The organism is Qipengyuania thermophila (genome assembly GCF_004153605.1).
GTDB classification, from domain to species: Bacteria; Pseudomonadota; Alphaproteobacteria; order Sphingomonadales; family Sphingomonadaceae; genus Qipengyuania_B; species Qipengyuania_B thermophila.
In genome coordinates, this window is record NZ_SDSI01000002.1 from 241546 (window position 1) to 268258 (window position 26713).

Annotated in this window: 30 protein-coding genes and 3 tRNA genes; 13 read left to right on the forward strand and 20 right to left on the reverse strand. The window is 68.8% G+C overall.

The window, feature by feature from the left end; translation table 11 throughout:
* Positions 1 to 55: 55 nt before the first annotated feature.
* The 9 genes from ETO60_RS05445 to ETO60_RS05480 form a co-directional block, all read right to left on the reverse strand.
* The gene (locus tag ETO60_RS05445) at positions 56 to 472 is read right to left on the reverse strand and encodes a DUF2946 family protein (RefSeq protein WP_234026348.1); all 417 of its coding nucleotides are present in this window, start codon (positions 470 to 472) and stop codon (positions 56 to 58) included.
* 127 nt (positions 473 to 599) lie between these two features.
* Positions 600 to 1217, reverse strand: coding sequence for an SAM-dependent methyltransferase (locus ETO60_RS05450; RefSeq protein ID WP_130003548.1), 618 nt, complete (start codon positions 1215 to 1217; stop codon positions 600 to 602).
* A gap of 102 nt (positions 1218 to 1319) precedes the next feature.
* Positions 1320 to 3143, reverse strand: coding sequence for a SulP family inorganic anion transporter (locus ETO60_RS05455; protein WP_130003550.1), 1824 nt, complete (start codon positions 3141 to 3143; stop codon positions 1320 to 1322).
* Positions 3143 to 4372, reverse strand: a complete 1230-nt coding sequence (locus ETO60_RS05460) for an NAD(P)/FAD-dependent oxidoreductase (RefSeq protein ID WP_234026349.1) — start codon at positions 4370 to 4372, stop codon at positions 3143 to 3145. Before ETO60_RS05460 ends, ETO60_RS05455 begins: the two co-directional genes overlap by 1 nt.
* A 21-nt stretch (positions 4373 to 4393) precedes the next feature.
* Positions 4394 to 4807, reverse strand: a complete 414-nt coding sequence (locus ETO60_RS11390) for a TIGR01244 family sulfur transferase (protein ID WP_234026350.1) — start codon at positions 4805 to 4807, stop codon at positions 4394 to 4396.
* Complete coding sequence (locus ETO60_RS05465; RefSeq protein WP_130003552.1) at positions 4807 to 5226, reverse strand: DUF6691 family protein; 420 nt, start codon at positions 5224 to 5226, stop codon at positions 4807 to 4809. Before ETO60_RS05465 ends, ETO60_RS11390 begins: the two co-directional genes overlap by 1 nt.
* Positions 5223 to 5429 carry a YgaP family membrane protein gene (locus ETO60_RS05470; RefSeq protein ID WP_130003554.1) on the reverse strand — a complete coding sequence of 69 codons (207 nt, stop codon included), beginning with the start codon at positions 5427 to 5429 and terminating at the stop codon, positions 5223 to 5225. The genes ETO60_RS05465 and ETO60_RS05470 overlap by 4 nt, the downstream gene beginning before the upstream one ends.
* Complete coding sequence (locus ETO60_RS05475) at positions 5426 to 5872, reverse strand: YeeE/YedE family protein (protein ID WP_130003556.1); 447 nt, start codon at positions 5870 to 5872, stop codon at positions 5426 to 5428. The genes ETO60_RS05470 and ETO60_RS05475 overlap by 4 nt, the downstream gene beginning before the upstream one ends.
* The gene (locus ETO60_RS05480; protein ID WP_130003558.1) at positions 5869 to 6798 is read right to left on the reverse strand and encodes an MBL fold metallo-hydrolase; all 930 of its coding nucleotides are present in this window, start codon (positions 6796 to 6798) and stop codon (positions 5869 to 5871) included. The genes ETO60_RS05475 and ETO60_RS05480 overlap by 4 nt, the downstream gene beginning before the upstream one ends.
* A gap of 71 nt (positions 6799 to 6869) precedes the next feature.
* Between ETO60_RS05480 and ETO60_RS05485 the strand changes: the two genes are divergently transcribed.
* Together ETO60_RS05485 and ETO60_RS05490 are read left to right on the forward strand one after the other, a co-directional pair.
* Entirely contained in the window at positions 6870 to 7541 is a 672-nt protein-coding gene (locus ETO60_RS05485; RefSeq protein WP_130003560.1) for a peroxiredoxin, read from the forward strand.
* A complete protein-coding gene (locus ETO60_RS05490) occupies positions 7538 to 7876 on the forward strand; it encodes an ArsR/SmtB family transcription factor (protein WP_130003562.1) in 339 nt (112 codons plus the stop codon). The genes ETO60_RS05485 and ETO60_RS05490 overlap by 4 nt, the downstream gene beginning before the upstream one ends.
* A gap of 136 nt (positions 7877 to 8012) precedes the next feature.
* Here ETO60_RS05490 and ETO60_RS05495 read toward each other — a convergent pair.
* From ETO60_RS05495 to ETO60_RS05505, 3 genes are all read right to left on the reverse strand, one after another.
* Positions 8013 to 8089, reverse strand: a tRNA-Pro gene (locus tag ETO60_RS05495).
* A 30-nt stretch (positions 8090 to 8119) separates the two neighbouring features.
* A tRNA-Ile gene (locus ETO60_RS05500) sits at positions 8120 to 8192 on the reverse strand.
* A 93-nt stretch (positions 8193 to 8285) separates the two neighbouring features.
* The gene (locus ETO60_RS05505; protein ID WP_130003564.1) at positions 8286 to 10067 is read right to left on the reverse strand and encodes a sensor histidine kinase; all 1782 of its coding nucleotides are present in this window, start codon (positions 10065 to 10067) and stop codon (positions 8286 to 8288) included.
* A 217-nt stretch (positions 10068 to 10284) separates the two neighbouring features.
* Between ETO60_RS05505 and ETO60_RS05510 the strand changes: the two genes are divergently transcribed.
* Together ETO60_RS05510 and ETO60_RS05515 are read left to right on the forward strand one after the other, a co-directional pair.
* Positions 10285 to 10755: an Lrp/AsnC family transcriptional regulator gene (locus ETO60_RS05510; RefSeq protein ID WP_130003566.1), complete on the forward strand. Its 471-nt coding sequence runs from the start codon at positions 10285 to 10287 to the stop codon at positions 10753 to 10755.
* 88 nt (positions 10756 to 10843) lie between these two features.
* Positions 10844 to 11359 (forward strand): general stress protein, encoded by a 516-nt coding sequence (locus ETO60_RS05515; RefSeq protein WP_130003568.1) that lies wholly within the window; start codon positions 10844 to 10846, stop codon positions 11357 to 11359.
* Between the two features lie 62 nt (positions 11360 to 11421).
* On the opposite strand, the gene accC is transcribed toward ETO60_RS05515, so the two are convergent.
* From accC to ETO60_RS05535, 4 genes are all read right to left on the reverse strand, one after another.
* Complete coding sequence (gene accC / locus ETO60_RS05520) at positions 11422 to 12795, reverse strand: acetyl-CoA carboxylase biotin carboxylase subunit (protein ID WP_130003570.1); 1374 nt, start codon at positions 12793 to 12795, stop codon at positions 11422 to 11424.
* A 15-nt stretch (positions 12796 to 12810) separates the two neighbouring features.
* Entirely contained in the window at positions 12811 to 13320 is a 510-nt protein-coding gene (gene accB / locus ETO60_RS05525) for an acetyl-CoA carboxylase biotin carboxyl carrier protein (protein ID WP_234026351.1), read from the reverse strand.
* An 88-nt stretch (positions 13321 to 13408) separates the two neighbouring features.
* On the reverse strand, positions 13409 to 13909 hold the full coding sequence (locus ETO60_RS05530; RefSeq protein WP_130003572.1) for a type II 3-dehydroquinate dehydratase: 501 nt from the start codon (positions 13907 to 13909) through the stop codon (positions 13409 to 13411).
* Complete coding sequence (locus ETO60_RS05535; protein WP_130003574.1) at positions 13906 to 14316, reverse strand: 3TM-type holin; 411 nt, start codon at positions 14314 to 14316, stop codon at positions 13906 to 13908. The genes ETO60_RS05530 and ETO60_RS05535 overlap by 4 nt, the downstream gene beginning before the upstream one ends.
* 159 nt (positions 14317 to 14475) lie before the next feature.
* On the opposite strand from ETO60_RS05535, the gene ETO60_RS05540 reads away from it, so the two are divergent.
* Positions 14476 to 16548, forward strand: coding sequence for a TonB-dependent receptor (locus tag ETO60_RS05540; RefSeq protein WP_234026352.1), 2073 nt, complete (start codon positions 14476 to 14478; stop codon positions 16546 to 16548).
* An 18-nt stretch (positions 16549 to 16566) separates the two neighbouring features.
* Here ETO60_RS05540 and ETO60_RS05545 read toward each other — a convergent pair.
* A tRNA-Pro gene (locus tag ETO60_RS05545) sits at positions 16567 to 16643 on the reverse strand.
* Positions 16644 to 16848: 205 nt separating this feature from the next.
* Here ETO60_RS05545 and yajC point away from each other — a divergent pair.
* Genes yajC through secF form a run of 3 tightly spaced genes read left to right on the forward strand, consistent with a single transcriptional unit; the run spans position 16849 to position 19785 of the window.
* Positions 16849 to 17169, forward strand: a complete 321-nt coding sequence (gene yajC, locus ETO60_RS05550) for a preprotein translocase subunit YajC (protein WP_130003576.1) — start codon at positions 16849 to 16851, stop codon at positions 17167 to 17169.
* Positions 17170 to 17188: 19 nt separating this feature from the next.
* A complete protein-coding gene (gene secD, locus ETO60_RS05555) occupies positions 17189 to 18787 on the forward strand; it encodes a protein translocase subunit SecD (RefSeq protein WP_130003578.1) in 1599 nt (532 codons plus the stop codon).
* Positions 18788 to 18807: 20 nt separating this feature from the next.
* Positions 18808 to 19785: a protein translocase subunit SecF gene (gene secF / locus ETO60_RS05560; protein WP_130003580.1), complete on the forward strand. Its 978-nt coding sequence runs from the start codon at positions 18808 to 18810 to the stop codon at positions 19783 to 19785.
* A gap of 21 nt (positions 19786 to 19806) precedes the next feature.
* Here secF and ETO60_RS05565 read toward each other — a convergent pair whose 3' ends face one another.
* On the reverse strand, positions 19807 to 20385 hold the full coding sequence (locus tag ETO60_RS05565) for a helix-turn-helix transcriptional regulator (RefSeq protein ID WP_315850268.1): 579 nt from the start codon (positions 20383 to 20385) through the stop codon (positions 19807 to 19809).
* Positions 20386 to 20472: 87 nt separating this feature from the next.
* Between ETO60_RS05565 and ETO60_RS05570 the strand changes: the two genes are divergently transcribed.
* On the forward strand, positions 20473 to 20946 hold the full coding sequence (locus ETO60_RS05570; protein WP_130003582.1) for a DUF6456 domain-containing protein: 474 nt from the start codon (positions 20473 to 20475) through the stop codon (positions 20944 to 20946).
* Here ETO60_RS05570 and ETO60_RS05575 read toward each other — a convergent pair.
* Both ETO60_RS05575 and ETO60_RS05580 read right to left on the reverse strand, forming a co-directional pair.
* Positions 20931 to 21521 (reverse strand): uracil-DNA glycosylase family protein, encoded by a 591-nt coding sequence (locus ETO60_RS05575; RefSeq protein WP_234026353.1) that lies wholly within the window; start codon positions 21519 to 21521, stop codon positions 20931 to 20933. The two genes, ETO60_RS05570 and ETO60_RS05575, sit on opposite strands and share 16 nt — an antisense overlap.
* Positions 21505 to 23319 (reverse strand): ABC-F family ATP-binding cassette domain-containing protein, encoded by a 1815-nt coding sequence (locus ETO60_RS05580; protein ID WP_130003584.1) that lies wholly within the window; start codon positions 23317 to 23319, stop codon positions 21505 to 21507. The genes ETO60_RS05575 and ETO60_RS05580 overlap by 17 nt, the downstream gene beginning before the upstream one ends.
* A gap of 103 nt (positions 23320 to 23422) precedes the next feature.
* On the opposite strand from ETO60_RS05580, the gene ETO60_RS05585 reads away from it, so the two are divergent.
* The 4 genes from ETO60_RS05585 (at position 23423) to ETO60_RS05600 (ending at position 26697) form a co-directional block, all read left to right on the forward strand.
* A complete protein-coding gene (locus ETO60_RS05585) occupies positions 23423 to 24139 on the forward strand; it encodes an SIMPL domain-containing protein (protein WP_130003586.1) in 717 nt (238 codons plus the stop codon).
* A gap of 69 nt (positions 24140 to 24208) precedes the next feature.
* Positions 24209 to 24520, forward strand: coding sequence for a PepSY domain-containing protein (locus ETO60_RS05590; protein WP_130003587.1), 312 nt, complete (start codon positions 24209 to 24211; stop codon positions 24518 to 24520).
* Positions 24521 to 24623: 103 nt separating this feature from the next.
* Positions 24624 to 25301: a response regulator transcription factor gene (locus tag ETO60_RS05595; protein ID WP_130003589.1), complete on the forward strand. Its 678-nt coding sequence runs from the start codon at positions 24624 to 24626 to the stop codon at positions 25299 to 25301.
* Positions 25273 to 26697: a sensor histidine kinase gene (locus ETO60_RS05600; RefSeq protein ID WP_130003591.1), complete on the forward strand. Its 1425-nt coding sequence runs from the start codon at positions 25273 to 25275 to the stop codon at positions 26695 to 26697. The genes ETO60_RS05595 and ETO60_RS05600 overlap by 29 nt, the downstream gene beginning before the upstream one ends.
* Positions 26698 to 26713 lie beyond the last annotated feature (16 nt).

The window sequence follows — 26713 nt, forward strand, 5'->3', positions numbered from 1 at the left end:
TCGTTGAGGGCGGACGCCAGCCGGGTCGGCCTTGCCGGCGAGGCGGGCGCGAGGATCAGACGGTCGGGACGGGTGGGCCGCGCAAGGGCGGGCGCAGATGCGCCAGGTCGCGGACCGGCACGGACGGATGCGGCGCGCGTCCGGTCAGCAGGATGAAGAGGAGCGCCGCGGCCAGCAGCACAGCGTCGGCGCCGGCAAGAGCGGCCTGGCCGAGCCCCGAGAAGGCGCAGGGTTGCGGCTTGTTCTCAGGCTCCGGCTGCCCGCCGCCGGAATCGCGGCGGTTCGGAACGGCAATCTGCATTTCGCCGGGCATGTCGCCGGCGCCGGAGCAGATGGTGACCGTCAGGATGTGGTCGCCCGCGGCGGACACCATGACGCCGCCAGGTATCAGCGCCCGCGCCATCAGGCCGAGCGCGAGCAGCACCAGGGCGAGGCTGGTGTGCTGGCGTGACAGGATGCGCAGGGCGGCCATCTGCCCGCGCCTTAACCCGGTGCGCGTGTCCTGTCACCGGGGAACAGCGGCGGCGGGTGCAATGCGGACACGCGCCGCGTCTTCGCCCGCCCCGCGGTGACACGCGCGGCCTGCGAGCAAAATCGACTTACCGCTTGCGGGCGACGAGATCGATCAGCGCAGACATGCCGTCATGGCCCGTGCCTTCCACGATCACGCTGTCATGCGCGGTGAGCACGTCGATGTCCCAGTCGGCAAAGGCGTCGCGCAGCAGGGTTTCGGTGTACATCACGTCAGCAGAAGGCGGGCCGCCCGTGCCGAGCGCGAGCTGTTCAGGCCGGTACCCCTGCAGCAGCAGAAGGCCGCCGGGGCGCAGCGTGCGCGCGAACCCGCTGAAGATCCGGTCGCGCACGGGCGGCGGGGCGAACTGGATGAAGATGGCGACGACCGCGTCGAACGCCCCCTCCGGCCAGTCCCACTGCGCCAGATCGGCCAGCCGGTGCTCGACGGTGACACCGCGCCGCGCCGCCAGTTTCCCCGCCTTCTCGAGCGCGCGAGGCGAGACGTCGACGGCCAGCACCTCGTGGCCATGCTGCGCCAGGAAGACGCTGTTGCGGCCTTCGCCATCCGCCACCGCCAGCACCCGCGATCCGGGCGCGAGGCGATGGGCCTCCCGGGCGAGAAAGGCGTTGGGCGCCGTGCCATAGACATAGTCGTCCGGCGCATACCGTTCATCCCAGAACTGCGCCTGCGCCGTGTCAGCCACGATCAAACCTCCAACCGTTCATTATGTCGCCGTCCATTCCTTAAATCAGCCCCGTGCAGCCGGATCGCCCGCGGGAAACGCCTGCGGGCGGCCCGCGGCCGGTCAGATCATCCCCCGCGCGGCATCGTCGACAGGCAATTCGGGAGGACCGCCGTTGCTGGCGAGTTCCCGGAAGGCGCGGTCCTGGGACAGGAACACGCGGCCGTTGAGGGTGTCGAGGAAACGCGTGCGCTGCAGCCGGTCCATAACCGGCCCCTTCACCTCGGACAGGTGCAGGCCGATGCCCGCGTCGATCAGGCGGTGGTTGATCGCCTCGAGACTCTCCAGCCCCGATGCGTCAATCTCGTTCACCGCGCTGCACATCAGGATCACGTGCCGCACGGCGGGGCGGTCGGCGACCTGCTCCAGCACGTACTCCTCGAGCCAGCGGGCATTGAGATAGGTCAGGCTCTCGTCGATGCGGATTGACAGGATATGCGGCACGGTGAACACGCTGTGCCGCTCGACATTGCGGAAGTGCTCGCTCTCCGGCACCCGCCCGACGATCGCCGCATGGGGGCGGCTGGCGCGCCACAGGTACAGCAGCAGGCCGACGGCCACGCCCGCGATCACGCCCATCTCCACTCCGGCGAGCAAGGTGGTGCCGATGGTCGCCATGTGCGCGGCGAAGTCGGCCTTGGAATAGCGCCACAGCCGGCCGGGCGTCCTGAGGTCCACGAGGCTCAGCACGGCGACGATGATCGTCGCCGCCAGGGTGGCGATCGGCAGGTTGAACAGCAGGGGCGTGAGGAACAGGCCCGCCAGCGCGATCCCGACCGCGGTGAACGCTCCCGCCGCCGGCGTCTGTGCACCGGCGTCGAAATTGACCACCGACCGCGCAAACCCGCCCGTCACCGGATACCCGCCCGACAGGGCGCTGGCGATGTTGGAGGCGCCGAGGCCGATCAGTTCCTGATCGGGCGAGATCCGCTGCCGGCGCTTCGCCGCAAGGGTCTGCGCCACCGACACGCTCTCGACGAAGCCGATGATGGAAATGAGGAGCGCAGGCACCCAGAGCTGGGAAATGAGGGAAAGATCGGTTGAGGGAAGGGCGAAGGGGGGCAGGCCTTGCGGGATCGCCCCGACCACGTTGACGCCGCGCTCGCCCAGGTCCAGCAGGACGACGGCGAGGATGGTCACGGCAACCGCCACGACCGGCGCGATCTTGGCGCTGATGTCTGCGGCGCGCGCGCTCAGGCCGAGCTTCAAGAGCAGCGGCTTTGATCCCTTGCGCGCCCAGAACAGGAACAGCGTCGCCGGAATGCCGATCGCCATGGTCCACGGGTTGACCGAGCCGATCGCTGACGCGAGGCTGCCCAGCATCTCGGGCCAGTTGTCGCCGCCGGCCGGAATGCCGAGGATGTGACCGAGCTGGCTGGTCGCGATGAGAAGGCCGCTGGCGCTGATGAAGCCGCTGATCACCGGATGCGACAGCAGGTTCGCCAGAAACCCGAGCCGCAGCATCCCCATCACCGCCAGCATCACCCCCGACAGCGCGGCAAGGGTGATGGCGGCTTCCAGATAGAGGGCGGTGCCCTGAGCGGCCACGGCTCCCGCCGCGCTGGCCGTCATCAGCGAAATGACCGCGACCGGGCCCACGGCCAGGGTGCGGCTGGTGCCAAAGATCGCATAGGCCACCAGCGGCAGGATCGAGGCGTACAGACCCACAACCGGCGGCAGCCCGGCGAGCAGGGCGTAGGCGAGGCTCTGCGGGATCAGCATGATCGTGACGATGACCGCCGCGACCAGATCGTTCGTCAGGACATCCCTGTCATAGGTCCGGCCCCATTCGAGGATCGGCAGCACCTTTGCCAACCGGCCTGCACCCCCTGTGCGCGTTCCGGCCACGGCCCGTGCGCTCCGTCCCTGCGCCCCGCTGCTGCTCATCAAGCCGCGTTCTTGAGCGCGGGCTTGGCGAGCCATTCATGGCCCTTGAGCATGCCGTTCCAGTAGATCCACGGCAGCGCCTCGGACTTGAGCAGCCATGCCAGCCGGCTTGGACGCGTGCTGTCGATGAGCCAGCGCGGGAAGCTGGGGAGCAGCTTGCCGTCATAACCGAACTCGGCCAGCACGATCTTGCCGCGCTCCACCGTCAGCGGGCAGGAGCCATAACCGTCGTAGCGCGCGACCGGCGCGCCGCCGTCCAGCACCGCCAGGGCGTTGACCGCGACGATCGGGGCCTGCTTGCGAGCCGCGGCGGCGGTCTTGGCGTTGGGCATGGATCCGGCATCTCCGACGGCGAAGACATCGGGATAGGCGACATGCTGAAGCGTGAACTTGTCCACATCGACGAAGCCGCTGTCCGCAGCCAGCGGACTGTCGGCGACAAACGCCGGGGCCACTTGGGGCGGCACGACATGGAGCATGTCGAAGGGCCGGGCGGTCTCGCCGTTCTCCGTCTCGAAAGTGGCCAGGCGCGCCGGACCGTCCACGGCCTTCAGATTGGATTGCAGGTTGAGATGGATGCCATACGTCTCGACATAGTCCATCAGGGCCGGGACATACTCCTTGACCCCGAACAGGGCGGCGCCGGCGTTGTGGAACTCCACCTCGATGTCGCCGAGAACGCCGCGATCGCGCCACGCGTCGCAGGACAGGTACATGGCCTTCTGCGGCGCGCCCGCGCACTTGATCGGCATCGGCGGCTGGCTGAACAGTGCGCGGCCTTGACGCAAACGCTGCACCAGATCCCAGGTGTAGGGGGCCAGGTCATAGCGGTAATTGGACGTCACTCCGTTCCGGCCGAGCGTGTCCTCCAGCCCCTCGATCTTTTCCCAGGCCAGGCGAAGCCCGCACGCGACCACCAGGATGCGGTAGCCGACCGTCGCCCCGTCGCTCAGGGTGATTTGCCGGTCTTCGGGCTGGAAGCTCGCCGCCGCCTGCCGGATCCACCGGACGCCCTTGGGCATGACGCTTGCCATCGGTCGCCGCGTCGTCTCGGCATCGAACACACCGGCACCGACCATGGTCCAGCCAGGCTGGTAGTAGTGGTGTTCCGCCGGCTCGACGACGGCAATGTCCAGTTCGGGCCGCCGGGCCAGCAGAGAACTGGCGGTTGCAAGCCCCGCGGCCCCGCCGCCGATGATGACGATGTCGTGTGTCGTGCGTGTTGCCATCGGGTCTCTCCCACTCCGAGCCTAGGTCTTGATCCGCGCCGCAAGGGACGACAGGTCATAGCCGGCCTCTTTCGCCAGCCGCAGCCGTTCTTCCGGACTCCTGTTCGCGGGATTGGCCAGCGTCTCGAGCGAGATCGCCCGTGTCCCGGTGCGACAGAAGGCAAGCGTCTTCTTCGCCTCGCCCTGCCGCACCGCCCGGAAGGCGGAAACCGCATCCTCGGGAAAAGCGCCGCCCGACACCGGGATGTGGTGGAAGGTCATGCCGGCGGCATTTGCCGCTGCGCGCATCTCTTGGGCCGTCGGCTGCCCCTCCTCCTCGCCGTCGGGGCGGTTGGAGATGAGCACCCGGTAGCCGGACCGGGCAAGCTCGGGCAGGTCTTCGGGCGCGATCTGCGGCGCGACGGAGAACGTGTCGTCGATCGGGCGAATGTTCATCAGGATGACCTTTCCGTGAGGCGGACGATCCCCATGCCGGCCAGCAGGGCAAGCACGAACACGGCTGCAGAGGCGGGGGCGATGGCCAGAGCGGCGACGCCCGGCCCGGGACACAGACCCGCGATGCCCCAGCCGATGCCGAACAGGGCCGCACCGATGATCAGCTTCGGGGTCAGGTCGGTGCGGTCCGGCAGGGCGAACTTCTCCGCAAACAGCGGCCGCCGCATCCCCGGAACGAAGCGCCACGCGATCGCCATGACGATGACGGCGCCCCCCATGACGAAGGCAAGCGTCGGATCCCACGCGCCGAACAGGTCGAGGAAGCCGCGCACCCTGGCCGGATCGGTCATCCCTCCGAGCGCCAGACCGGCACCGAACAGCGTCCCCGAGACGAGCGGCGGAACGATGCGGCGGCTCATCGCGAACCGCCACAGGTGTTGAGGCCGAGGAGCCTGTAGGCGGGACAGAACCCCACCAAAGCGGTGCCGGCAAGCACCGCGGCCGCCACCAGACCGATGAACCCGTCCGCGCCCGGCAGCGCGCCGGCAAAGAACAGCAGCAGCAGGAGCGCCGCAAGCACCAGCCTGAAGATGCGGTCGAAGCCGCCGATGTTTCTGCTCATAGCACGTCGATTCCCAACAGGTTCATGACCGCCACGGTTCCGATGCCGAAGGCCATGAAGACAGCGGTGGCGACCAGCGACCGACGCGACAGGCGGCTGACACCGCAGACACCGTGGCCGCTGGTGCAGCCGCTCCCCAGCCTTGTGCCGATCCCGACCAGCAGCCCGGCAATCGCAAGGGTGACGGGATTGGCGAACCGCGCATCGATCCCCCCGCTCAGCAAGGCGACCACGAGCGCGCCGAGCGGCAGGCCGAGCACGAACGCCCACGCCCCGTCGCGCGAAATGCCGCCATCGCTCAGACCCACGGCCCGCGCGGTGATTCCCGAAACCCCCGCGATCCGACCGGCGCCGAGCAGCATGAGCGCCGCCGCCAGGCCGATCAGCACACCGCCCGCGAGCCCGGCAAGCGGCGCCGCGTCAGGAAAGCCGGGCAGCGTCATACCGCGTTCACCGGAATCTTGATGTAGCTGACGCCGTTGTCTTCCGGCTCGGGCAGACGCCCGCCGCGGATGTTGACCTGCACGGAAGGCATGATGAGGTTGGGCATGGCAAGAGTGCGGTCGCGTTCCGTCCGCATCTTCACGAACTCCTCTTCCGTCACGCCGTCCCTGACGTGGATGTTGCCCTTCCGCTGCAGCCCGACCGTGGTCTCCCAGGCGTATTCGTCACGTCCCGGCGCCTTGTAGTCGTGACACAGGAACAGCCGCGTGTCTTCGGGCAGCGAGAGCAGCCGGCGGATCGAGCGGAACAGCTGCCCCGCATCGCCGCCGGGGAAGTCGGCCCGCGCCGTGCCGAAATCGGGCATGAAGATCGTATCCCCGACGAAAGCGGCGTCGCCGATGATAAACGCCATGTCGGCGGGTGTGTGCCCCGGCACGTGCAGCGCGATGCCTTCCAGCTCGCCAAGGCGGAAGGTCTCGCCGTCTTCGAACAGCACGTCGAACTGGGAACCATCCCGCTCGAACTCGGTGCCGGCATTGAACAGCTTGCCGAACACTTCCTGGACGCGGATGATCTCCCTGCCGATCGCGAGCTTTCCGCCCAGACGTTCCTGCAGATAGGGCGCGGCGGAAATGTGATCGGCGTGGGCGTGGGTCTCGATGAGCCAGGTTACCTTCAGGTCATTGGCCGTGACGTACTCGATGATTCGGTCAGCCGAGCGGTGAGACGTCCGCCCCGCAGCCGCCTCGTAATCGAGCACGGAGTCGATGATGGCCGCCTCCCGGGTGGACGGATCATGGACGACGTAGGACACCGTGTTCGTCGCTTCGTCGAAGAAGCCGGCAATCGACGGCCGCAGCCGCTGATCAACCTGCGCGCGGCGGATCTGCTCGGCCGCGAGGGAAAGGGAACGATCGGAACTCATGGAAACGATACTCCGCTTACATAAATCGTTTATATGTCTTGTTTTCCAACTGTCAAGTGGTATGAAGCGGCATGGATCCTGCGCTTTCCATTCCTTCCGACTCGCGTGCGGCGCCGTGTGGCGGGCTGCGGATCGGTGACCATGCTCCCGACTTCACGGCGCGAAGCACCGCGGGCGACGTCCGCCTGTCGGATTTCCGGGGTCGGTGGCTGATCCTGTTTTCCCATCCGGCGGATTTCACGCCCGTGTGCACGACCGAATTCGTCGCTCTGGCTCGGGAGGCCGATGCCTTCGCGCGGCGGGACTGCGCGCTGATGGCCCTGTCGGTCGACAGCCTGTTTTCGCACTTCGCCTGGCTGCGGCTGATCCGCGACCGGTTCGATCTCGAGGTGCGGTTCCCCATCGTCGAAGATCCCACGCTGGTGATCGGCCGCGCCTACGGGATGGTCGCGCCGCAGGACAGCGACAGCTCCACCGTCAGGACGACGTTCTTCATCGACCCGGACGGCATCATCCGGGCGATGACGTGCTACCCGACCAATGTCGGCCGTTCGGTCCCGGAGATGCTGCGCCTGCTCGATGCGCTGCAGGCGGTCGATGGGGCGCCGGTGCTTGCTCCGGCGAACTGGGCGCCGGGTGAGGCTCTGCTGCGTCAGCCGAGCGCGACGCTGGAGGATGTGTTCGCAGCCCCGGACCAGACCAGCTGGTTCATGCGCGAGGCGACGGGGCGCACGCGGCCGTGACGGATGATGCGCTGGTGGAAGGGCTCAAGGCCGTCGCGCACCCGCTTCGCCTGCGGATCCTCAGGGCGCTGACGGGGGCTGAACGCAATGTCGGGGAGATCGACGCCGTCGCGCAGATCGGGCAGCCGATGCTGTCACAGCAGCTCGCCGTGCTCCGTGGTGCCGGGCTGGTGCAGACGCGCAGGGAAGCCAAGCTGGTGTTCTACCGGATCGACGAAGCGCGCCTGTCCGCACTGTCGCAGATGCTCGACCAGCTGCATGGCGGCTCCGCCGCGCCATCCCCAGAAGTGCGCAGAAACGCGACCGGGGCAGCCCGGTTCGCACGAATGGCATAGCGCTGTTCGGGCTCGACAGGCCCCCGACGTCGTTCACCGCCGCGGAAACGCACCGGCAGCGTTCCGCAATCCTTCTTACTTGGTGGTTGCAAGCCGAAGATCGAGGCAGGGAGCCTGCGAGATTTCGGAGCGAAAATGGTCGGGGAGACAGGATTCGAACCTGCGACATCCTGCTCCCAAAGCAGGCGCGCTACCGGGCTGCGCTACTCCCCGACACCTTCGGGCGGTGCCGCTGCGATCCGGTGGGCCCGGCAGGATTCGAACCCGCGACCTAGCCGTTATGAGCGGCCAGCTCTAACCGCTGAGCTACAGGCCCGGTGGAGCCCCGGATCGGCGCTGCGCGTAGCGGGCGGGAGGCGCCATGGCAAGCATGCGCGGCGCACGACGGCCGCGACACGCCGCCTCCCGTTCAGAGGCGTGCCCGCTGAGCAGCCGCGGGCAAGGTCAGCGTCAGCACAGTTCCGTCCCGGCAAAGATCGCCGCCCACGGACCGGGCTTCCAACCTCGCGAGCCGCAGGGTGAAGCCGGCCCCGAAGAGGCCGTGGTCGATCATGGCCGCATCGAGCTGGAATGCGAGGTCGAAGGGATCGGGAGCACGGTGAAGCACTTCGGGCAGGCTGCAGGTGAGCATCAGCAGGCCGGCGGCGTGTCGCAGTTCGACATCCACGACCGTGTGCGGCGGGAGTGCTGCTGTCGCCACCGACAGGATGCGCCACACGAGCATCTCGGCCTCGTCCGGCGGCATCGCGACGGCCGCACCGGCCTGAAGGGTGAGGTCGATGCCGCTGCCTTGCGCCTGCAGGGCCGGACGCAGGCGGCGCACGGTGTCCTGAACGATGGTGTCGAGCATCGCCTCGCCGCCGCCGCGCTCTGTCGCGCCGGCCTCGAGCCGGGCCAGCCGCTCCAGATCGTCGAATCCGGCAAGGATCCGGGCGCTGTCGCTGCCGATCGACGCCGCCACCGCGCGGTAGGCGTGCGGGGCAGGGCCGGCGACCTGCTGCTGCACCATCTCGGCATAACCCTGGATGGCGTTCACCGGTGTGCGCAGTTCGTGCAGCAGCTGGCGCAGCGCATTCGCCCGTTCCTCGCGCTGGTCCGCGGCGGACGCGCCAAGGCGGCGGGCGCGGCCGAGGTGATGCCGGTAACGCCCGTGCCGTTCGTCGAAAACGGGGAAGGCGTCGACAAACCACGCCCCGCCGACGCTGCGTTCGCCGGGCAGGGTCAGTGCGCCGCTGACCGGCTGGTGCTGCCGGAACAGGGAGTGGACATCGCGCGGCGCGCCGGAGGCAGCGTCGGGGGCACGCCCGGCATCGAGCAACTGCCCCAAGGGCAGGAACATCAGCATGGCCCGCGCCTCGGGAGAGACCCAGGTGATGGTGCCGTCCTCGTCGGTCAGAAAGTCGAAGGCGGAGAGCCGCTCAGCCTCTGCGCTATCGTCCGGCGGCGGGGTCAAGGGTGCCGCCCCGGCCGAAGAATCGACGGTGCGCTCCTCCCGCGCGGCCCGGCGGGCCTGAAAGGTGGCGATCCGCTGCAGCAGGGTGCGGATCTGGTCGTCCCGGCCTGCGGCGGACGATGGCCCGGCTTCCCGGTCAGGCGCGTCCGCACCGGGATCCGGCGCAGCGCCGAGAGGCGGCGGTGCCGGAGCGCCGCCCGGCGGAGCGAGGCGCGGCGCGGCGTCTCCCCGCTCGTCGGTGGCCTCGTGGGCGTCGGCACCGGTCTGCTCCTGGTGACCGTCCACGGTTTCGGTGTCCGGCGAGGGGAGGGCGAGGTCATGCACGCCAAGCTGGTCGAGCAGGTCGCGCACCGACGCGGGCAGATCGTCCCGCAACCTCAGGAAACCGCGCGCGCGCACCGGCAGCTCGGGAATGAGCCGGAGCCAGTCCGATGCGGGAAGGTCGACGACACCCAGCGCCGATGCGGCCACATCGGCCTCCTGTTCGGCGAGGAACAGCAGCAGGGCCAGATTGCGGTAGCGCCAGCCGCCTTCGCGGATCAGGGCGGCCCGGTCGCGCGCCGGCAGCACCGTGGCCAGTTCCTGCAGCCGCGCAAGGCCCGCCATCTCGAGGTCATCGAGCGGATCTTCCACGCGGTCGCCAAGGAGATCCAGCAGTTGCCGGAACTGCGTGCGCGCGGCTCGCTCGCTCTCGGCTTGCTGTCTCAGCACCGTGGCAAGGCGGTCGTCGATGTGCACGTTGTCTCCCGCTGCATCGGCGGAGCGGCACGGCGGGCGGCCGGTTCTCCGTACCTGTGCCATACCCGTGCGACCGCGGTGACCCCAGTGCCGCCTCCGCGCTGTTGCAGAACCGGACATGAGGCGGCGAACGGGGTGCGGCGTTCCCTTGCGGGACAGACATCATTCTTTCATAGCGGCGTGCCAGCCACGCGTGCCACCAGGGTGCAGGGACCACATGGAACTCGACCAGATCGACCGTCAGCTTCTGGCGCTGCTGCAGGCGAACGGCCGCATCACCAATGTCGAACTCGCCGCCCGTGTCGGGCTGACGGCCCCGCCATGCCTCCGCCGGGTGCGGGCGCTCGAGGAGGCGGGATACATCGAGGGCTATCACGCCCGTCTCAGCGCGCGGCGGCTCGGGGTGGACATCACCGTGCTCGTGCTGGTCAGCCTGCGCAGCCAGGCCGAAGATGTGCTGCGCGCCTTCGAGGAGCATGTCGCCGGCCTGCCGCAGGTGCGTCAGTGCCACATGGTGAACGGCGAGATCGACTTCATTCTCACGGTCGTGAGCCGCGACCTGACGAGTTTTCAGGCGTTTCTCACCACCCATCTGACCAGCGCGCCGGGCGTGGCGAGCGTCAAGACCTCGCCCGTCATCCGTACGGCCAAGGACGAGCCCGGCGTTCCCGTCGAGCTGTTCCCCTGAACGGGTGAACGGCCCGGCTTGCCGGCAGCAGGCCGGAACGCCGCGCGGGTCCGTCCGTATCTCCGGGACAACCAACTGGAGAACCGACATGGGCACCCATTCCGCATTGTTCGACACCCGCGAGGAGGCGCAGCGCGCCGTCGCCGACCTGCGCGCCGCCGGCGTTCCGGACGATGCCATCTCGATCGTGGCGCATCACGGCCGCACCACCACGACCAGCGACGTGCACGGCGAAGTCACGGACGAGGAACACACCAACATCCTGCGCGGCATCCTTGGTGGCGGCGCTCTGGGAGCCGGGCTTGGCGTTGCCGCCCTGGCCATTCCGGGCGTCGGACCGTTTGTCGCCGCCGGCGCGATCGCGGCGTCGGCGGTTCCGGCGGCTGCGGGAACGGGTGCCGTGCTCGGCGCTCTGGGCGGAACGCTGAACGAGGTGCTCAAGGGCCATGGTGTCAGCGACGAGGACGCGGCCTATTACGGCGACCGGATGCGCGACGGCGCGGTGTTCGTGTCCGTGCGGGACGACGGCATGGCCGACGATCGCCGCATCGCGGACATTCTGTACGACGCCGGCGGCCACAACGCGTCGCGCGCCCGCGTTTGAAGCGGGAGGGCTGATCTGGCGGCCCGGACGTCCTGCCAATCGCGAGACGTTCGGCCCTCCGGTCAGCGGGCAGGAGACGACGAGCCGTCCGTCGCGCGCTGTTCAAGCCAGCGCTCGAGCCACTTGATCGAGTAGTCGCCGGCCAGCACGTCCTTTTCCTGCAGCAGCGCCTGGTGCAGGGGAATGGTCGTGCGGACGCCGCCGATCGCCATTTCCTCCAGGGCGCGCCTCAACCGCATGATGCACCGGTCGCGGTCGCGCCCATAGACGATCAGCTTGGCGATCATGCTGTCATAGTGGGGGGGAATTCGGTAGCCGGCATAAAGACCGCTGTCGACGCGCACATGCATCCCGCCGGCGGCGTGATACTGCGTCACCTGTCCCGGCGACGGGGCGAAGGTGAACGGATCCTCGGCGTTGATCCGGCATTCGATCGCATGCCCTTCGAAGCGGATGTCTTCCTGCCGGCAGGACAGATCCTCCCCTTCCGCGATCCTGATCTGCTCGCGGACGAGATCGATGCCGGTGATCATCTCGGTGACCGGATGCTCGACCTGAAGCCGGGTGTTCATCTCGATGAAGAAGAATTCACCGTTCTCGTAGAGAAACTCGATCGTTCCCGCACCGCGATACTGCATCCGCCGCATCGCTTCGGCGCAGATCTCGCCCATGCGGTGGCGCTCTTCGGCGGAGAGCGCGGGCGAGGGCGCTTCTTCGAAGACCTTCTGGTGCCGGCGCTGGAGCGAGCAGTCACGCTCCCCGAGATGGATCGCCTTGCCGCGCCCGTCGCCGAACACCTGGAATTCGATGTGGCGGGGGTTGGCGAGGTATTTCTCCAGATAGACCGTGTCGTCGCCGAACGCCGCCTTGGCTTCGCTGCGTGCCTGTCCGATGAGCGTGGTCAGCGCGTCCGGATGTTCGACGACCTTCATGCCGCGCCCGCCGCCGCCGCTCGCCGCCTTGACGAGCACGGGATAGCCGATCGACGCGGCGACCCGCTGCGCTTCGTCGAGGTCGGAGATGGCGCCGTCGGATCCCGGCACGAGCGGCAGTCCCAGCGCGCCGGCCGTGCGCTTGGCCATGACCTTGTCGCCCATGGTGACGATGTGTTCAGGCTTGGGGCCGATCCAGGTGAGGTTGTGGGCCTCGACAATTTCGGCGAACTGCGCGTTCTCTGACAGGAAGCCGTAGCCGGGGTGAACCGCGTCGCATCCAGCAATCTCGGCCGCCGCGATGATGTTGGCGATGTTGAGGTAGCTGAGCGCCGCCGGAGGAGGGCCGATGCACACGGCGTGATCCGCGAGGCGGACATGCATCGCATCGGCGTCAGCGGTGGAGTGGACGGCCACCGTCTCCTTGCCCATCTCGCGCGCCGCGCGGTGGATGCGAAGGGCGATCTCGCCCCGGTTGGCGATAAGGATCCGCTTGATGGTCATGCCGTCGCCCGGGGCTCAGTCGATCAGCACGAGCGGCTGGTCGAATTCGACCGGCTGCGCGTTCTCGACCAAGACGGCCTTCACCGTGCCTGCCCTGTCGGCGACGATCGGGTTCATCACCTTCATCGCCTCGACGATCAGCAGCGTGTCGCCCGCGCTGACCCGGTCGCCGGCCTTCACGAACGGCGGCGCTCCCGGCTCGGACGAGAGGTAGGCGGTGCCGACCATCGGCGAACGCACCGCCGCCGCGCTCTCGGCCTCGCCCGAAGGGTCGCCGGAAGGGGGGGCGCCGGCCGCGCCGGGCGGTGGAGGCGCATGGGCCGATGCAGCGGCCGCAACGGGCGCCAGCATCGGCGCGCCTGCCGATGCAACCTGCCGGGAGACACGGATGCGCCGCTCGCCGTCGCGCACCTCGATCTCGGTCAGGCCCGTGTCGGCGAGCATTTCGGCCAGTTCGCGGACCAGATCGCGGTCGACGCTCATCGGGCCGTTCGGGTCGGGCTTGTCGTCGTGGTGATCGGACATACGCGTGTGCTGTGCTCGCCTTCGATTGTGCGGAACTGTGCGCGTCTAGTCCCGACCGGGGCCGCATAGCAAGCGGGAGTGTGACAGTTCAGCGACAGGAGGAGCGGCCTGCCTCCAGCCCGGCGGCGAAGGCGAGGGCGTCGGCGTAGCTGTCCACACCTTTGCCCTTGAACACCGCGCAGGCGCCCGGCTCGACATGCGACTGATGGCGGAACGCCTCGCGCTGCGCGGGATCGGTAAGATGGACCTCGATGACCGGCGTGCGGATGGCCAGCACCGCGTCGCGCAAGGCCACGGAGGTGTGGGTGTAGGCGGCGGCGTTCAGCAGCACGGCGTGAACATCGTCGCGATGCGCCTCGTGGAGCCAGTCGATCAGCACCCCCTCGTGATTGGTTTGCCGGACCTCGATCGCGACGCCGAGGTTGCCGGCCTGCCGGTGAAGCGCCGCGGTCAGCTCGGCGAAGGTGGTGTGACCGTAAAGCTCCGGCTCCCGCTCGCCCAGCAGGTTGAGATTGGGTCCGTTGAGCACGAAGATGCGCCGCCGGCGACAATCGCCGGGGGCGGAGGAAGGCCGGGCAGCCTCGATCATCCGTCCACCCCCTTGATCTTGCCCCACTGGCGCGCGGCCGTGTAGCCGAGATAGCCGGTGCCGAACAGGGTGTAGAGCTCCTGCGGCAGGCTGCGCAGGTAAAGCGTCGCCGCGTGCACCGCCCCTTCGGCGGCGGCGGGAGAGAGCGCGCCGAGCGCGGCGAGCGGCAGCGCGGCCAGAAGGATCACGTACATGGCGTAGAGGAACGCCGGCCGCGCGCGGTTCGTCAGCGGATCCCGCCCGGGCGCAGGCGAAACGGCGTTGGCGATCCTGCGTGCGAGCGTCGCGAATTCGCGGGTGTCGCCAAGGCGCAGCAGCGCCAGCTTGGCGGCTGCGCGCGCGTCGCTGCTGTCGACGACACGATCAATGACGGTGGACAGCGGCGGAATGAGCGAGTGCTGTGACATGGGCGTGACTCCGGCGTGATCTGCCTTCGCGCTAGCGCGGAGCGGCAGAGTAGGAAAACGCTTTTGCTGCCCGCTCCCGCCGATGGAAGACGCTGTGCGGCGGACGTGGCGGCAGCGAAGGCTTGACGGAGTGAGGCCAAGGCCGCGAAGGGCAGGTTTGTGGCAGCTTCCCTGATCCAGACGTTCCTGCACGGCGGTGCCGCCGTTGCTCTCGCGACGGGTGCCGCGACCCCGCTCGCCGCCCGGTCCGCTGCCCCGCCGCCTGCCGCGGAGGGTGCCTCTGACGCTGTGGCCGCCACTCAAGGGGAGGAGATCGTCGTCACGGGCGAGGGGTTGCCGGAGACGCCCGCCACCCCGGCCTATGGCAGCATCGTCCTCACCCGCGCCGACCTCGAGGCGACGCCCTCCGGCCTGATCGAGAACGCGCTGCTGCTGGTCGCCGGGGTGCAGCAGTTCCGCCGCTCCGACAGCCGCTCGGCCAACCCGACCGCGCAGGGGAGCACCTTGCGAGCGCTGGGCGGCAATGCGACCAGCCGTTCGCTGGTGCTGTTCGACGGGGTGCCGGTCACCGATCCGTTTTTCGGCTATGTTCCGTTCACCGCCTTGCCAACGGCCCAGCTGGGCCGGGTGGCGGTGACACGGGGCAGCGGCGCCGGGCCGTTCGGCGCCGGCGCTCTTGCGGGCACGGTGGAGCTGAGCAGCGCCCCGCCGGGTGCGTTGCCGCGGCGCGGGGCCAGCGTGTTTGTGGATGACACCGGGGCCAGCCAGATCGAGGTCGGCCTCGTCCAGACCCTTGGCGGCGGCTCGGCCGTGGCATCGGTTCGCCGGGATCGGGGACCGGGGTTCTGGACAACCCCTGTCGAGCAGCGCGGAACCGCCAGTGTGCGGGCCGCCTATCACAACGCGTCGGCCAATCTGCGCCTGCTGGTGCCGGTCGGCTCCGATTTCGAGCTGCAGGGGCGGATCGCCGCCTTCCGGGACGAGCGGACACTGCGCTTCCGCGGCGCCGACAGCCTATCCGCCGGGCAGGATCTGAGCGTGCGGCTGGTCGGGCGCGGACCCTGGCAGATGGACGCCCTGGCCTATGTCCAGGCGCGCGACTATGCCAATGTAGTGGTGAGCGCCGCGACCTTCAGGCCGGTGCTGGTGCAGCAAGGCACCCCGTCGACCGGTCTGGGGGCGAAGCTGGAGCTGCGTCCGCCGCTTGGCGACGACACGGTGATGCGGTTCGGCCTCGATCTGCGCGACGCGGCCGGGCAGACGCGCGAGGAGGCACGGGCAGCCGCCACGGGCCTGGTGACGGAGCGTCGCGACGCGGGCGGGCGGAACACGACGGGCGGCGTCTTTCTTGAAATCGACCGGGTGCTCGGGCCGGCCGTGCTGACCGCCGGGGCGCGGCTCGACCGGTTCGCCATCGCCGACGGCGTTTTCCGCTCCTTCGCTCCCGACGGAGCAGTGCGGCGCAACGACCTGTTCGACCAACGCAGCGGGTGGGAAACGTCCGTGCGCGGCGGCGCCGTGATCGCCCTTGGCGGGCGCTGGCACCTTCGCGCGGCAGGTTATACCGGGTTTCGCCTGCCCACCCTCAACGAGCTCTACCGACCCTTTGCCGTGTTTCCGGTGACGACCCTCGCCAACCCGGCACTGCGCAACGAGCGTCTCCGTGGTGTCGAGGCGGGTCTCGATTACCGCGACTCGCAGTTTCAGGCGGCGCTGACCGTGTTCGACAACCGCATCACCGATGCGATCGCCAACGCCACCCTGTCCGCAACCCTGCGCCAGCGGATCAATGTCGACGGCATTCACGCCCAGGGCGTCGAGGCGCAGGCGGCCTATGCTGCGGCGGGCTGGCGTGTCACGGCATCGGCCGCGCTCACGAAGGCGCGCGTCAAGGCGAGCGGCACGGCGGCGGCGCTCGACGGCCGCCGGCCGGCTCAGACGCCGGCGCAGGTCGCCAGCCTGGCGGTGGCGCGGAAATGGGCAGCTGGCCACGAGGCGGTGCTGACCCTGCGGCATGTCGGCGCGCAGTTCGAAGACGACCTCGGACGTGACCGACTGCCCGCGGCGACGACCGTCGACGGACTGCTCAGAGTGCCGCTGCGCTCGGGTGTGGCGGCGGTGATCCGGCTGGAAAATCTGCTCGACGAGACGGTCGTCACCCGCAACCAGGCCGGCTCGATCGACCTCGGAGCGCCGCGAACCGTGTGGTGGGGACTCGAGCTGCGCCGGTGACGGCGGGATGTCGTCCACTGGTCGGGACGAGAGGATTCGAACCTCCGACCCCCACACCCCCAGTGTGATGCGCTACCAGGCTGCGCTACGTCCCGAGACCAGTGGAAGCGCGGCTATAGGATCGGCCTGCGCGGGAGGCAAGGGTGGTGGCTCTCCAGCCTGAGAAACCGCGGCGGTTGATTGCTCTTGCCGCGAGATGCTGCTAGGCGCGCCGGCCAGTGAGTGCCGTCGACCGCCTCTGCCTCGGATGGCGGCGGGCATGGCACAGTTCAGATGCAACCTTCCGCTGGATTGACCCGAATGTTTGACGTCCTGATCGCCGCCGCCGTCGCGCAGGCTCCTCCGGCCTGGATCCAGTGGCTGCCGATCGTCGGCATGATCCTCATCTTCTGGTTCCTGATCATCCGCCCGCAGATGAAGCGGCAGAAGGAGCATGCGGCCAAGATCGCCAGCCTCAAGAAGGGGGACGAGGTGATCACCGCAGGCGGGCTGGTCGGACGCGTCTTGCGGGTCGACGAGACTCATGTGGAGCTTGAACTCGGGCCGAATGTGCGTGTGAAGGCGATCAAGAACACCATTGGCGACATCGTGTCTTCGCGCACGAAGTCGGCGAACGACTGACCCGCACGGACATCGCGAGATGCTGAATTTTCCCATGTGGAAGAGGTTGTGGCTGTGGGGCATCACCCTTGCGGCCAGCCTCGCCGCCCTGCCGTCGCTCGTCTCGCTGACAGGGCAGGCCTGGCCGCAGGCCTTGCCCAGGCCGACCGTCAACCTCGGTCTGGACCTGGCCGGCGGCAGCCACCTGCTGCTCGAGGCCCAGCCGGCGCAGGTCGCAGCGCAGCGGCTGGAGAACATGGAAGAAACGGTGCGCACGCTGGCGCGGCAGGCCGAGCCGCGGGTGCGCATCGGCGACCTCTCGACGCAGAACAACCAGCTCAGCTTCATCGTCGACAGTCCGGCCGACGTGGACCGGATGCGCGAGGCGCTGCTGCCCGCCATCAACGGGACGGGCATGCAGCGGGAGTGGAACCTGCAGGTCGTCGACCAGACACGGCTGGTGCTGACACCGACGGCCCAGGGGCTGGACGCCGCCGTCTCGCAGGCCATGGACAGCGCGGTGGAGGTGGTGCGTCGCCGCATCGACGCGCTCGGCACCCGCGAGCCGACGATCATCCGGCAGGGCGATACGCGGATCGTGGTGCAGGTGCCCGGCCTGCAGGATCCCGAGGCCTTGAAGAGCCTGCTGGGCCAGACCGCGCGGCTCGAGTTCCGGCTGGTCGATCTCAACGCCTCCCCGGCCGACATCGCCGCCGGCATCGCTCCTCCCGGCAGCGAGATCGTGCCCTATGCCGACACCTCTCCATTTGCCGGCCAGTCGATCGCCGTCCGGCGGCTGGGCGGCATTCGCGGCGACAATCTCGTCAACGCCACCCAGACCTTCGAGCAGCAGACGAACCAGCCGGTCGTCACCATCCAGTTCGACCAGCAGGGCGCCGCCCGCTTCGCGCAGCTGACAACCGAGAACGTGAACCGGCCCTTTGCGATCATTCTCGACGGCAAGGTGCTGTCTGCGCCGAACATCAACGAACCGATCCAGGGCGGCAATGCCCAGATTTCGGGCGGCTTCACCGTCGAGACAGCCAACGAGCTCGCCATTTCGCTGCGCTCGGGTGCGCTTCCGGTCGACCTTGCCGTGGTGGAGGAGCGGACCGTGGGTCCCGATCTTGGCGCCGACTCCATCCGTCGTGGCTTGCTGGCGATCATGGTCGGTTCGCTGGCGGTCGTGGTGCTCATGATCGCGAGCTACGGCCGTTTCGGTGTCTACGCCACCGGAGCGCTCGTGTTCAACGTGCTGATGATCCTCGGGATCATGGCGGTGATGAACACGACGCTGACCCTGCCGGGTATCGCGGGCTTTGTGCTCACCATCGGCGCGGCGGTGGATGCCAACGTCCTCATCAACGAGCGCATCCGTGAGGAGCTGCGGCGCGGCCGGCGTGTCGTCACCGCGATCGAGAGCGGTTACAAGGAGGCGAGCCGCGCCATCTATGACGCGAACGTGACGAACTTCATCGCCGGCGTGCTGCTGTTCCTGTTCGGCTCGGGACCGGTGCGCGGCTTTGCCGTGGTGCTGGTCATCGGCCTGTTCACCAGCGTCTTCACCGCGGTTGTGCTGACACGGCTGTGGGTGGCAGACTGGGTCCGCCGGAACCGCCCGACCGAACTGAACATCTGATCCCCAGGCCGAGATCCGTCATGCGCTTGCTCAAGCTCGTTCCCGAGAACACCAACTTCAAGTTCATGCGCTGGCGCGTGCCGTTCTTCGCGGTCAGCATTTTCCTTATTCTCGCCAGCTGGGTGCTCGTCGCGGTGAACGGGCTGAACTTCGGCGTCGATTTCGCCGGCGGTCAGGAAATCCGCGTGACCTTCACCGACCGTGCCGAGGCGCCGATCCCGGAACTGCGCGAGCAGCTGGGCCAGCTCGGCCTCGGCGACCCGGTCATCCAGCGGTTCGGGGATCCGAATTCCGTCTCGATCCGCGTCGCCTTGCCGGAAGGCGTCGAAAGCCAGCCCGAGGCGGCCGCGGCGATCGGCGAGCGTGTGGCCTCGGCCATCGACAGCCGCTTCCCCAATGTTCGCCGCGATGCGAACGAAACCGTGTCGGGCAAGGTGGCCGGCGAGTTCCGCACCCGCGCAGCCTACGCCCTGCTTGCGGCGATGCTGGCGGTCGCGGTCTACATCTGGGTGCGGTTCGAATGGCAGTTCGGCGTCGGCGCCATGTTCGCCCTTGTCCACGACGTGTCGCTGACGATGGGGCTGTTCGCGCTGTTCCAGCTCGAATTCTCGCTCCAGATCGTGGCGGCGGTGCTGGCGATCATCGGCTACTCGCTGAACGACACGATCGTGATCTACGACCGGATCCGCGAGAACCTGATGAAATACCGCAAGATGCCGCTGGTCGAACTGCTGGACCTGTCGGTCAACGAGACGTTGGCGCGCACGGTCATGACGTCGCTGACGCTGCTGCTTGCCCTGATCCCGCTTCTGCTGTTCGGACCGGCCAGCCTGTTCGGTCTGGTCGCGGCCATCTTCTTCGGCCTGTTTGTCGGGACCTACAGCTCGGTCTATGCCGCGGGACCGATCCTGCTGTGGACCGGGGTGCGCTCGGATTCCTTCATACCCAAGGAAAGCCCTGCGGACCGGCAGGAGAGGATCGCACGCGGCGAAGCGTAGGCACGGGTCCGTCCCGTCTGCTCAACGGAGCGGGCGGATCAGGATTTCGGTCCCCGCGATCCAGGCCGGGTCCTCGACCACCACCTGCTTGGCGCCGCGGAAGGGCGGCAGCAGCACGAGCCTGCGTCCGTCGCGGTCGATGAGGCGGCCGAACGCGAACCGTCCGCCGCGGCGGGGCACGAGCACATCCGTGTTCATCAGCGCCCCGGCCTCCTCGAGGCCGCGTTTGCGAAGCCACACCTGATCGCCGCAGCGGTACTCGCCGGCGCTGTCCTCCACCGTCATGACCAGCCGGTCGTCAGCATGGCTGCTGTCGAGCGGGTTCACGGCGTCCCGCGGGCGGGCGAGCGGTTCGACGCCGTTGAGGGTGAGCTGTGCCACGATCTGCGGCGCCGCGCCTCCCGGCGCGCGGATCAGCTGTTCGGCCGGCACATCGAGGGCAGCGGCAATCTTCTGCATCCACTCCAGCGACAGGCGCCGCATGCCCGTCTCGAGCCGGCCGATCGTCTGCGCGGTGGTCGGAGGGTCACAGGCCGCAGCGAGGTCGGCGAGCGTCATCGACCTGGACAGGCGCAGATCACGGATGCGGTTGGTCATCATGTCGCCTCTGAACCGGATTGGTTTCTTCCCTTTCCTACAGCACGAGCCCTTTGCCAAGGGCGTCGTCGAAGAACCGGAGGAACTGCGATGAAACCCATTCTCGTCGAGCGTGAAGTAGAGGAACAGACGCAAGAGGTGGACGGTGCCGTCCGGCGGCGGCGCGTGCCGGTTCGCGTCAACGTGGCCGAATCGCCGCTGAGCTGGCTGCACGCCCGCGGGCACCTTGACGACCGGCTGTTCGCCGCTGGCGAGATGCTGCGCCGGGATTACGAGCGGGCCAGCCTCGGGCCGCAGATCACGATGCGATGGGATCCTGTTCGGATCGAGCGCGGCGCGAGGACGCCGGGCACGCCGGGTGAGAGGGCGATTGCCGCGAAGCAGCGCTTCGACGAGGCCTTGCGGGCGGCCGGTCCGGGCCTTCAGGACATCCTGTGGCGGGTTGTCTGCGCGGGGGAGTCGCTCGCCATGGCGGAAGCCGGGCTGGAGTGGCCGTCGCGCAGCGGCAAGCTGGTGCTCAGGATCGCCCTTGAGCGTGTGGCGCAGTTCTATCGCGTCCAGTGAGCCACCTTCGCGCGCAGGCCTGGCAGCAGCTCGTCCTCGAACCACGGATGGCGGCGCATGAACAGCACGCTGCGCCAGGACGGATGCGGGAGCGCAGCAAGGTCCTGCCGGTGCGCCACCTGCCGCACGCGTTCGGCCATGGGCAGATGGCGCAGCTCCGGCAGATGCCGGTGCTGGGCATGGTGGCCGACAAGGATGGTCAGCCGCCTGCCCGGCACGAGGTGGAGCAGCCGGTCGTGCCAGCGTGCCGCGCATTCCGGACGCGGCGGGCGGTCGCCGCTCGCGGCACGGCCGGGATAGCACAGGCCCATGGGCAACATCGCCACCGCGGCAGGATCGGCCAGCTGCGCCGCGGACAGCCCCAGCCACTCTCGAAGGCGATCTCCGCTTGCATCATCCCACAGGATCCCGCGCGCATGGGAGCGGCTGCCCGGCGCCTGGCTGATGATGAGCACGCGCGCGGTCGTCGACACCTGCACCAGTGGCCGCGGCGTGTGCGGCAGGGCGGCCGCGCATCGTCGGCACTGCCGCACCTCGCGCAGCAGGGTCTCCGCACCCTCAGAGGCTGTCAGCACGTTCGGCAAGGGTGAGCCAGCGTTCCTCTGCCGCCTCCTTCTCCGCCTTGGCGTTGGCCACACCCTGAGCGACGGTCGCGAAGCGCTGCGGATCGGTGCTGTACAGCGCCGGATCGGAGAGGATTTCCTCGCCTTTCGCAATCGCCGCCTCCAGCGCCTCGATCCGCTGCGGCAGAAGGTCGAGATCGCGCTGATCCTTATATGACAGCTTGCGCGGGGGTGAAGTCCGGTCTGCAGCCGCCATGCCGGTCTGGTCCTGCGTCCGGTGACGGGGCGGAGCCGCAGCAGCCGCCCCTGCCGCAGCCGGCCGGCGCCGGGCCGCCCAGTCGGCATAGCCTCCGGCCACGATGTCCACCGCGCCGCTTCCGTCGAGACCCAGCGTCACCGTGACGGTGCGGTCGAGGAAGTCGCGGTCGTGGCTGACGATCAGCACCGTCCCCTCGTAGTCGGCAATCACCTCCTGCAGCAGGTCGAGGGTTTCGAGATCGAGATCGTTTGTCGGCTCGTCCAGCACCAGAAGGTTGGAGATGCGGGCAAACTCGCGCGCCAGCAACAGGCGTGAGCGCTCCCCGCCGGAGAGGATCCCGACCTTGGTGTCCACCAGCGCCGGGTCGAACAGGAAGTCCTTGAGATAGGCCTGGATGTGCTTGCGTGTTCCCCTGACATCGATCCAGTCGCTGCCTTCCGCCAGAACGTCGCGCACCGTCTTCTCGGGCGAGAGCAGGCGCCGTTGCTGATCGATCATCACGCCGGAAAGATTGCGGGCGAGGGTGACGTTGCCCGTGTCCGGGGCCAGCTCGCCGGTCAGCAGCTTCAGCAGCGTCGTCTTGCCCGCGCCGTTCGCGCCGACGATGCCGATCCGGTCGCCACGCTGAATGCGCAGGCTGAACGGCTTGATCACGGTGCGATCGCCATAGGCCTTGGAGATGGACTCCGCGACGATGACCGACCGCGATTTGAACTCTTCATCCCCGGCCAGCTTCAGCTTCGCCGTGCCCTGCGCCGCACCGGACAGCATGGCGGCGCGCTGCGCCCGCATCTGCCACAGCTTCTCGAGCCGGCCCTGGTTCCGCTTGCGACGCGCGGTCACGCCGCGCGCCAGCCAGTGCGCCTCGAGCTTGAGCCGCGCATCCAGCCGTTCCGCCGCCCGCGCCTCGTCGGCGGTGACCTGCTCTTCCCACGCCTCATAGCCGCCGAAGCCGATCTCCTTGCGTCGCAAGGTGCCGCGATCCAGCCACAGCGTCGTGCGGGTCAGCCGCGTGAGAAAGGTGCGGTCGTGGCTGATCACGACAAAGGCGCCGGTGTACCGGCCCAGCCACTCCTCCAGCCACTCGATCGCCGCGAGGTCGAGGTGGTTGGTCGGCTCGTCCAGGAGCAGCAGGTCGGGGCGCTGCGCCAGCGCCCTGGCGATCGCGGCGCGGCGCCGCTCGCCCCCGCTGGCGCCGGGGGCCTGCCGCTGGAGATCGATGCCAAGTTGCCCGGCGATTGCCTGCGCCTCGTGCTCGGCCGGCGCGTCGGGGCCGGCGAGCACCCAGTCGAGCAGGGTCGGGTGCGCTCCGAAGTCGGGATCCTGCTCCAGCACCACGACGCGCAGGCCAGGCTTGACGGTGCGGGTGCCGCGGTCGGCCTCGATGCGCCCGTCGAGCAGCCGGAACAGGGTCGTCTTGCCCGCGCCGTTGCGGCCGATCAGCGCGATCCGGTCGCGTGCGCCGATGTGCAGGTCGAGATCGCGCAGCAGCCAGCGCCCGCCCTGCTGCAAGCCGAGACCTTCCAAGGACAGAACGGGTGGTTGCGCCATCGGCCGGACCTAGGCAATGCATGGCAGGGGGACAAGCCGGTTCACTTCGCGCTCATCCGGCGTGGCGCTAGCTTGCCGAACAACCAGCCATGGGGACGAAGATATGTCACGAGCCGCTGCCGCAACCGCGATCCTTGCTGCCCTTGCGGCCACGCCGCTGAGCGCCGCCGACGTGCAGATCACCGCCCAAGGCCCGGTCGTGGAGCTCAGCGTGTACGAGGAGGTCGAAAGCAGGCCGGACACCGTGCGGATCACGGCCGGCGTGCAGACCGACGCGCCGACGGCGGTGGAGGCGCTGCGGCAGAACGCGCAGGACATGCAGAGGGTCATCGCGCGGATCCGCGCCGCTGGCGTTGCCGACCGCGACATCCAGACGACCGGCCTCAACCTGTCGCCGCGCTGGGACTATGACCAGGGGGCGCAGCGCCAGGTGTTTCGCGGCTACCGGGCGGGCAACAGTGTGGCCGTGCGGTTCCGCGACATCGCGGCGGTCGGGCCGGTGCTCGACGCGCTGGTGGCCGCCGGCGCCAACGACATCAGCGGGCCGGTGTTCTCGGTCGAGAACGACGAGCCGTTCAAGGCTGCTGCCCGCCGCGCGGCCATGGACCGGGCCCGAAGGCAGGCGGAGGAGTATGCGCGCGGGGCGGGATACACCGGCGTGCGCCTCCTGCGCATCCAGGAAGGACTGACCGGACGCACCCGCGCGGAAAGCCGCGACATCATGGTGACCGCGGCGCGCTTGGAAGCGGCGCCGCCCATCGAACCTGGAGTCGTCGGCACCGGCGTGACCATCTCGGTGGCCTATGAAATGACCCGGTAGGGGCGATGGCGTGCGCGCCAAGGGGCGCCATTCACAGGATATTCAAAGCCTCACGCCTATCGTAGGCGCATGACCAGCCGTTTCTTCATCCTCGCTGCTGTAGGCGCGGCGGCTTTCGCGAGCGTCGCGCCGCCGGCGGTGGCCAATCCCCAGCGCGGCAGCGAGCAGGGTGAGGCCCGCCGCGACCTCGAGGCCGGCGCGATCCTCAAGTCGCGCGAGATCGAGGCGCGGGTGCTGCCGACCATGCGCGACCATCAGTATCTCGGCTTCGAATACGATCCCGCCGCCCGTGCCTATCGCCTCAAGTTCATCCGCGACAGCCGGGTCAGCTTTGTTGACGTGGATGCGCGCACCGGCCGGATCATCCGCCGGTCCAACTGACCGGACGATGCCGGCCGGGTGCCGTGTTGACGCGTCCCGCGCAATCGGACACATCGCGGGTCCACACGCGCGAAGTCAATGAACACCTTGGGGGCGGCTGACCATGCGAATACTCATCGTCGAGGACGAACCGACCCTCGGCAATCAGCTCAAGACCACGCTTGAACAGAACGGCTATGCCGTCGACCTCTCCACAGACGGAGAAGACGGTCACTTCATGGGGTCGACCGAGAACTATGATGCCGTGATCCTTGATCTTGGCCTACCCGAGATCGACGGGCTGACCGTCCTCGGCATGTGGCGCAAGGAAGGGCGCCGGTTCCCGGTTCTGGTGCTCACCGCGCGGGACAGCTGGTCGGACAAGGTGGCCGGTCTTGACGCCGGCGCCGACGACTATCTTGCCAAGCCGTTCCAGACCGAGGAGCTGATCGCCCGCATGCGGGCGCTGATCCGCCGCGCGTCCGGCAACACGTCGGCCGAGCTTGTCGCCGGCGACGTGCGGCTCGACACCCGGTCCGGGCGCGTGACGCTGGCGGGCGAGCCGGTCAAGCTCACCGCGCAGGAATACAAGCTGCTGTCCTACCTCATGCACCACAAGGGCAAGGTCGTCAGCCGCACGGAACTGATCGAACACATCTACGATCAGGATTTCGACCGCGATTCCAACACCATCGAGGTCTTCGTCACCCGCATCCGCAAGAAGTTGGGCGCGGACGTGATCTCAACCATCAGGGGGCTCGGATACAGTCTCGATGACCCGGCCGATCCAAGGCGCGGCTGACCCGCCGGCCGCGGCGGGTGCCGGCGCCGTGCCGCCGCGGGCGCATCGCCGGAGCCTGGCCGGCCGGATGATGGTCATTGCCGCCGTCTGGATCGGCGTGCTTCTGCTGGGTGGCGGATTTGCGCTGAACCGGACCATCACGACGCTGATCGAGAACCAGTTCGACAGCCAGCTCAACTACATCCTCACCGCGATGATCGCCTCGGTCGAGGTGGGCGCGGACGGCGAGGTGCTGTTCAACCGCCCGCTCGGGGACCAGCGCTTCCTCGAGCCCGGCTCGGGGCTTTACTGGCAGATCAGCGGGGCGGGGCACGAGACCTTCCCCTCGCGCAGCCTGTGGGATCGCAATCTCGCCGTCCGTGCCGACCCTGCCGCGCACGGGGCGGTGTTCTACGACAGCAACCAGTTTCCGGGTGAGCCGCTGCGGGTGGCCGAGCGGTCGATTTTTCTGCCGGGGAGCGACACCCGCTGGTTCTTCGCCGTGGCGCAGCGCCGCACCGAGCTTGACCAGCAGATTGCCCAGATCCGCGGCATCCTGATCTGGAGCTTCGCCGTCCTGGGGCTCGGATTGCTGATCATGGCGGCGCTGCAGAACCACATCGGCCTGCGCCCGCTGCGCCGCATCCGGGCGGCGATCCAGAACCTGCGCACGACGGGTGCGAACCGGATCGAGGAACCCTTGCCGGCCGAGGTCCAGCCGCTGGTGGAGGAACTCAACGCGCTTCTCGCCCACACGGAGCGGCAGGCCGAGGAGGCGCGCACCCATGCCGGCAACCTTGCCCATGCGCTCAAGACGCCGCTGACGGTGGTGAACAACGCCGCGACCGCCCACGCGCCTGATCTCGCCGAGACGGTGATCCGCGAGGCGCGGACGATGCGGCGGCATGTCGACCATCACCTTGCCAGGGCGCGGGCCGTGGGGCGGCGCGCGGTCGGGCACGCCCGCACCCCGGTCTGCGAGAGCGCGGAAGCCGTCCGGCGGGCGGTGCAGCGGCTGTATCCCGATGTGCGTCTGGACATCGACGGCCCGCGCGAGGCGCGTGTCGCCATCGAGCGGCAGGATCTGGACGAGATCCTGGGCAATCTCATCGAGAACGCGGCCAAGTATGGCGGCGGCAGCGTGTTCGTCACGGTCGATGCCGAACGGACCGACGAGGAGGAGGGCGGCCGGTTCTGCGTCATCTGGGTGGAGGATGACGGCACGGGCATTCCCGAGCATCAGCGCGAGGCGCTGTTCGACCGCGGGGCGCGCCTCGACACCGGCAAACCCGGCACGGGGCTCGGGCTGGCGATCGTGCGCGACGTGGCGGAGATTTACGGCGGCAGTGTCACCATGGGCGAGAGCGAGGATCTGGGCGGACTGCTTGTCCGGTTGATCCTGCCAAGGGCGCGCTGACACGTCGGAGGTGGTT

Coding starts and splice junctions, on each gene's coding strand:
- ETO60_RS05445 (WP_234026348.1), bottom strand. CDS start 472: ATGGCCGCCCTGCGCATCCTGTCACGCCAGCACACCAGCCTCGCCCTG.
- ETO60_RS05455 (WP_130003550.1), bottom strand. CDS start 3,143: ATGAGCAGCAGCGGGGCGCAGGGACGGAGCGCACGGGCCGTGGCCGGA.
- ETO60_RS05460 (WP_234026349.1), bottom strand. CDS start 4,372: ATGGCAACACGCACGACACACGACATCGTCATCATCGGCGGCGGGGCC.
- ETO60_RS11390 (WP_234026350.1), bottom strand. CDS start 4,807: ATGAACATTCGCCCGATCGACGACACGTTCTCCGTCGCGCCGCAGATC.
- ETO60_RS05465 (WP_130003552.1), bottom strand. CDS start 5,226: ATGAGCCGCCGCATCGTTCCGCCGCTCGTCTCGGGGACGCTGTTCGGT.
- ETO60_RS05470 (WP_130003554.1), bottom strand. CDS start 5,429: ATGAGCAGAAACATCGGCGGCTTCGACCGCATCTTCAGGCTGGTGCTT.
- ETO60_RS05475 (WP_130003556.1), bottom strand. CDS start 5,872: ATGACGCTGCCCGGCTTTCCTGACGCGGCGCCGCTTGCCGGGCTCGCG.
- ETO60_RS05480 (WP_130003558.1), bottom strand. CDS start 6,798: ATGAGTTCCGATCGTTCCCTTTCCCTCGCGGCCGAGCAGATCCGCCGC.
- ETO60_RS05485 (WP_130003560.1), top strand. CDS start 6,870: ATGGATCCTGCGCTTTCCATTCCTTCCGACTCGCGTGCGGCGCCGTGT.
- ETO60_RS05510 (WP_130003566.1), top strand. CDS start 10,285: ATGGAACTCGACCAGATCGACCGTCAGCTTCTGGCGCTGCTGCAGGCG.
- ETO60_RS05515 (WP_130003568.1), top strand. CDS start 10,844: ATGGGCACCCATTCCGCATTGTTCGACACCCGCGAGGAGGCGCAGCGC.
- accC (WP_130003570.1), bottom strand. CDS start 12,795: ATGACCATCAAGCGGATCCTTATCGCCAACCGGGGCGAGATCGCCCTT.
- accB (WP_234026351.1), bottom strand. CDS start 13,320: ATGTCCGATCACCACGACGACAAGCCCGACCCGAACGGCCCGATGAGC.
- ETO60_RS05530 (WP_130003572.1), bottom strand. CDS start 13,909: ATGATCGAGGCTGCCCGGCCTTCCTCCGCCCCCGGCGATTGTCGCCGG.
- ETO60_RS05535 (WP_130003574.1), bottom strand. CDS start 14,316: ATGTCACAGCACTCGCTCATTCCGCCGCTGTCCACCGTCATTGATCGT.
- yajC (WP_130003576.1), top strand. CDS start 16,849: ATGTTTGACGTCCTGATCGCCGCCGCCGTCGCGCAGGCTCCTCCGGCC.
- secD (WP_130003578.1), top strand. CDS start 17,189: ATGCTGAATTTTCCCATGTGGAAGAGGTTGTGGCTGTGGGGCATCACC.
- secF (WP_130003580.1), top strand. CDS start 18,808: ATGCGCTTGCTCAAGCTCGTTCCCGAGAACACCAACTTCAAGTTCATG.
- ETO60_RS05565 (WP_315850268.1), bottom strand. CDS start 20,385: ATGATGACCAACCGCATCCGTGATCTGCGCCTGTCCAGGTCGATGACG.
- ETO60_RS05570 (WP_130003582.1), top strand. CDS start 20,473: ATGAAACCCATTCTCGTCGAGCGTGAAGTAGAGGAACAGACGCAAGAG.
- ETO60_RS05580 (WP_130003584.1), bottom strand. CDS start 23,319: ATGGCGCAACCACCCGTTCTGTCCTTGGAAGGTCTCGGCTTGCAGCAG.
- ETO60_RS05585 (WP_130003586.1), top strand. CDS start 23,423: ATGTCACGAGCCGCTGCCGCAACCGCGATCCTTGCTGCCCTTGCGGCC.
- ETO60_RS05590 (WP_130003587.1), top strand. CDS start 24,209: ATGACCAGCCGTTTCTTCATCCTCGCTGCTGTAGGCGCGGCGGCTTTC.
- ETO60_RS05595 (WP_130003589.1), top strand. CDS start 24,624: ATGCGAATACTCATCGTCGAGGACGAACCGACCCTCGGCAATCAGCTC.
- ETO60_RS05600 (WP_130003591.1), top strand. CDS start 25,273: ATGACCCGGCCGATCCAAGGCGCGGCTGACCCGCCGGCCGCGGCGGGT.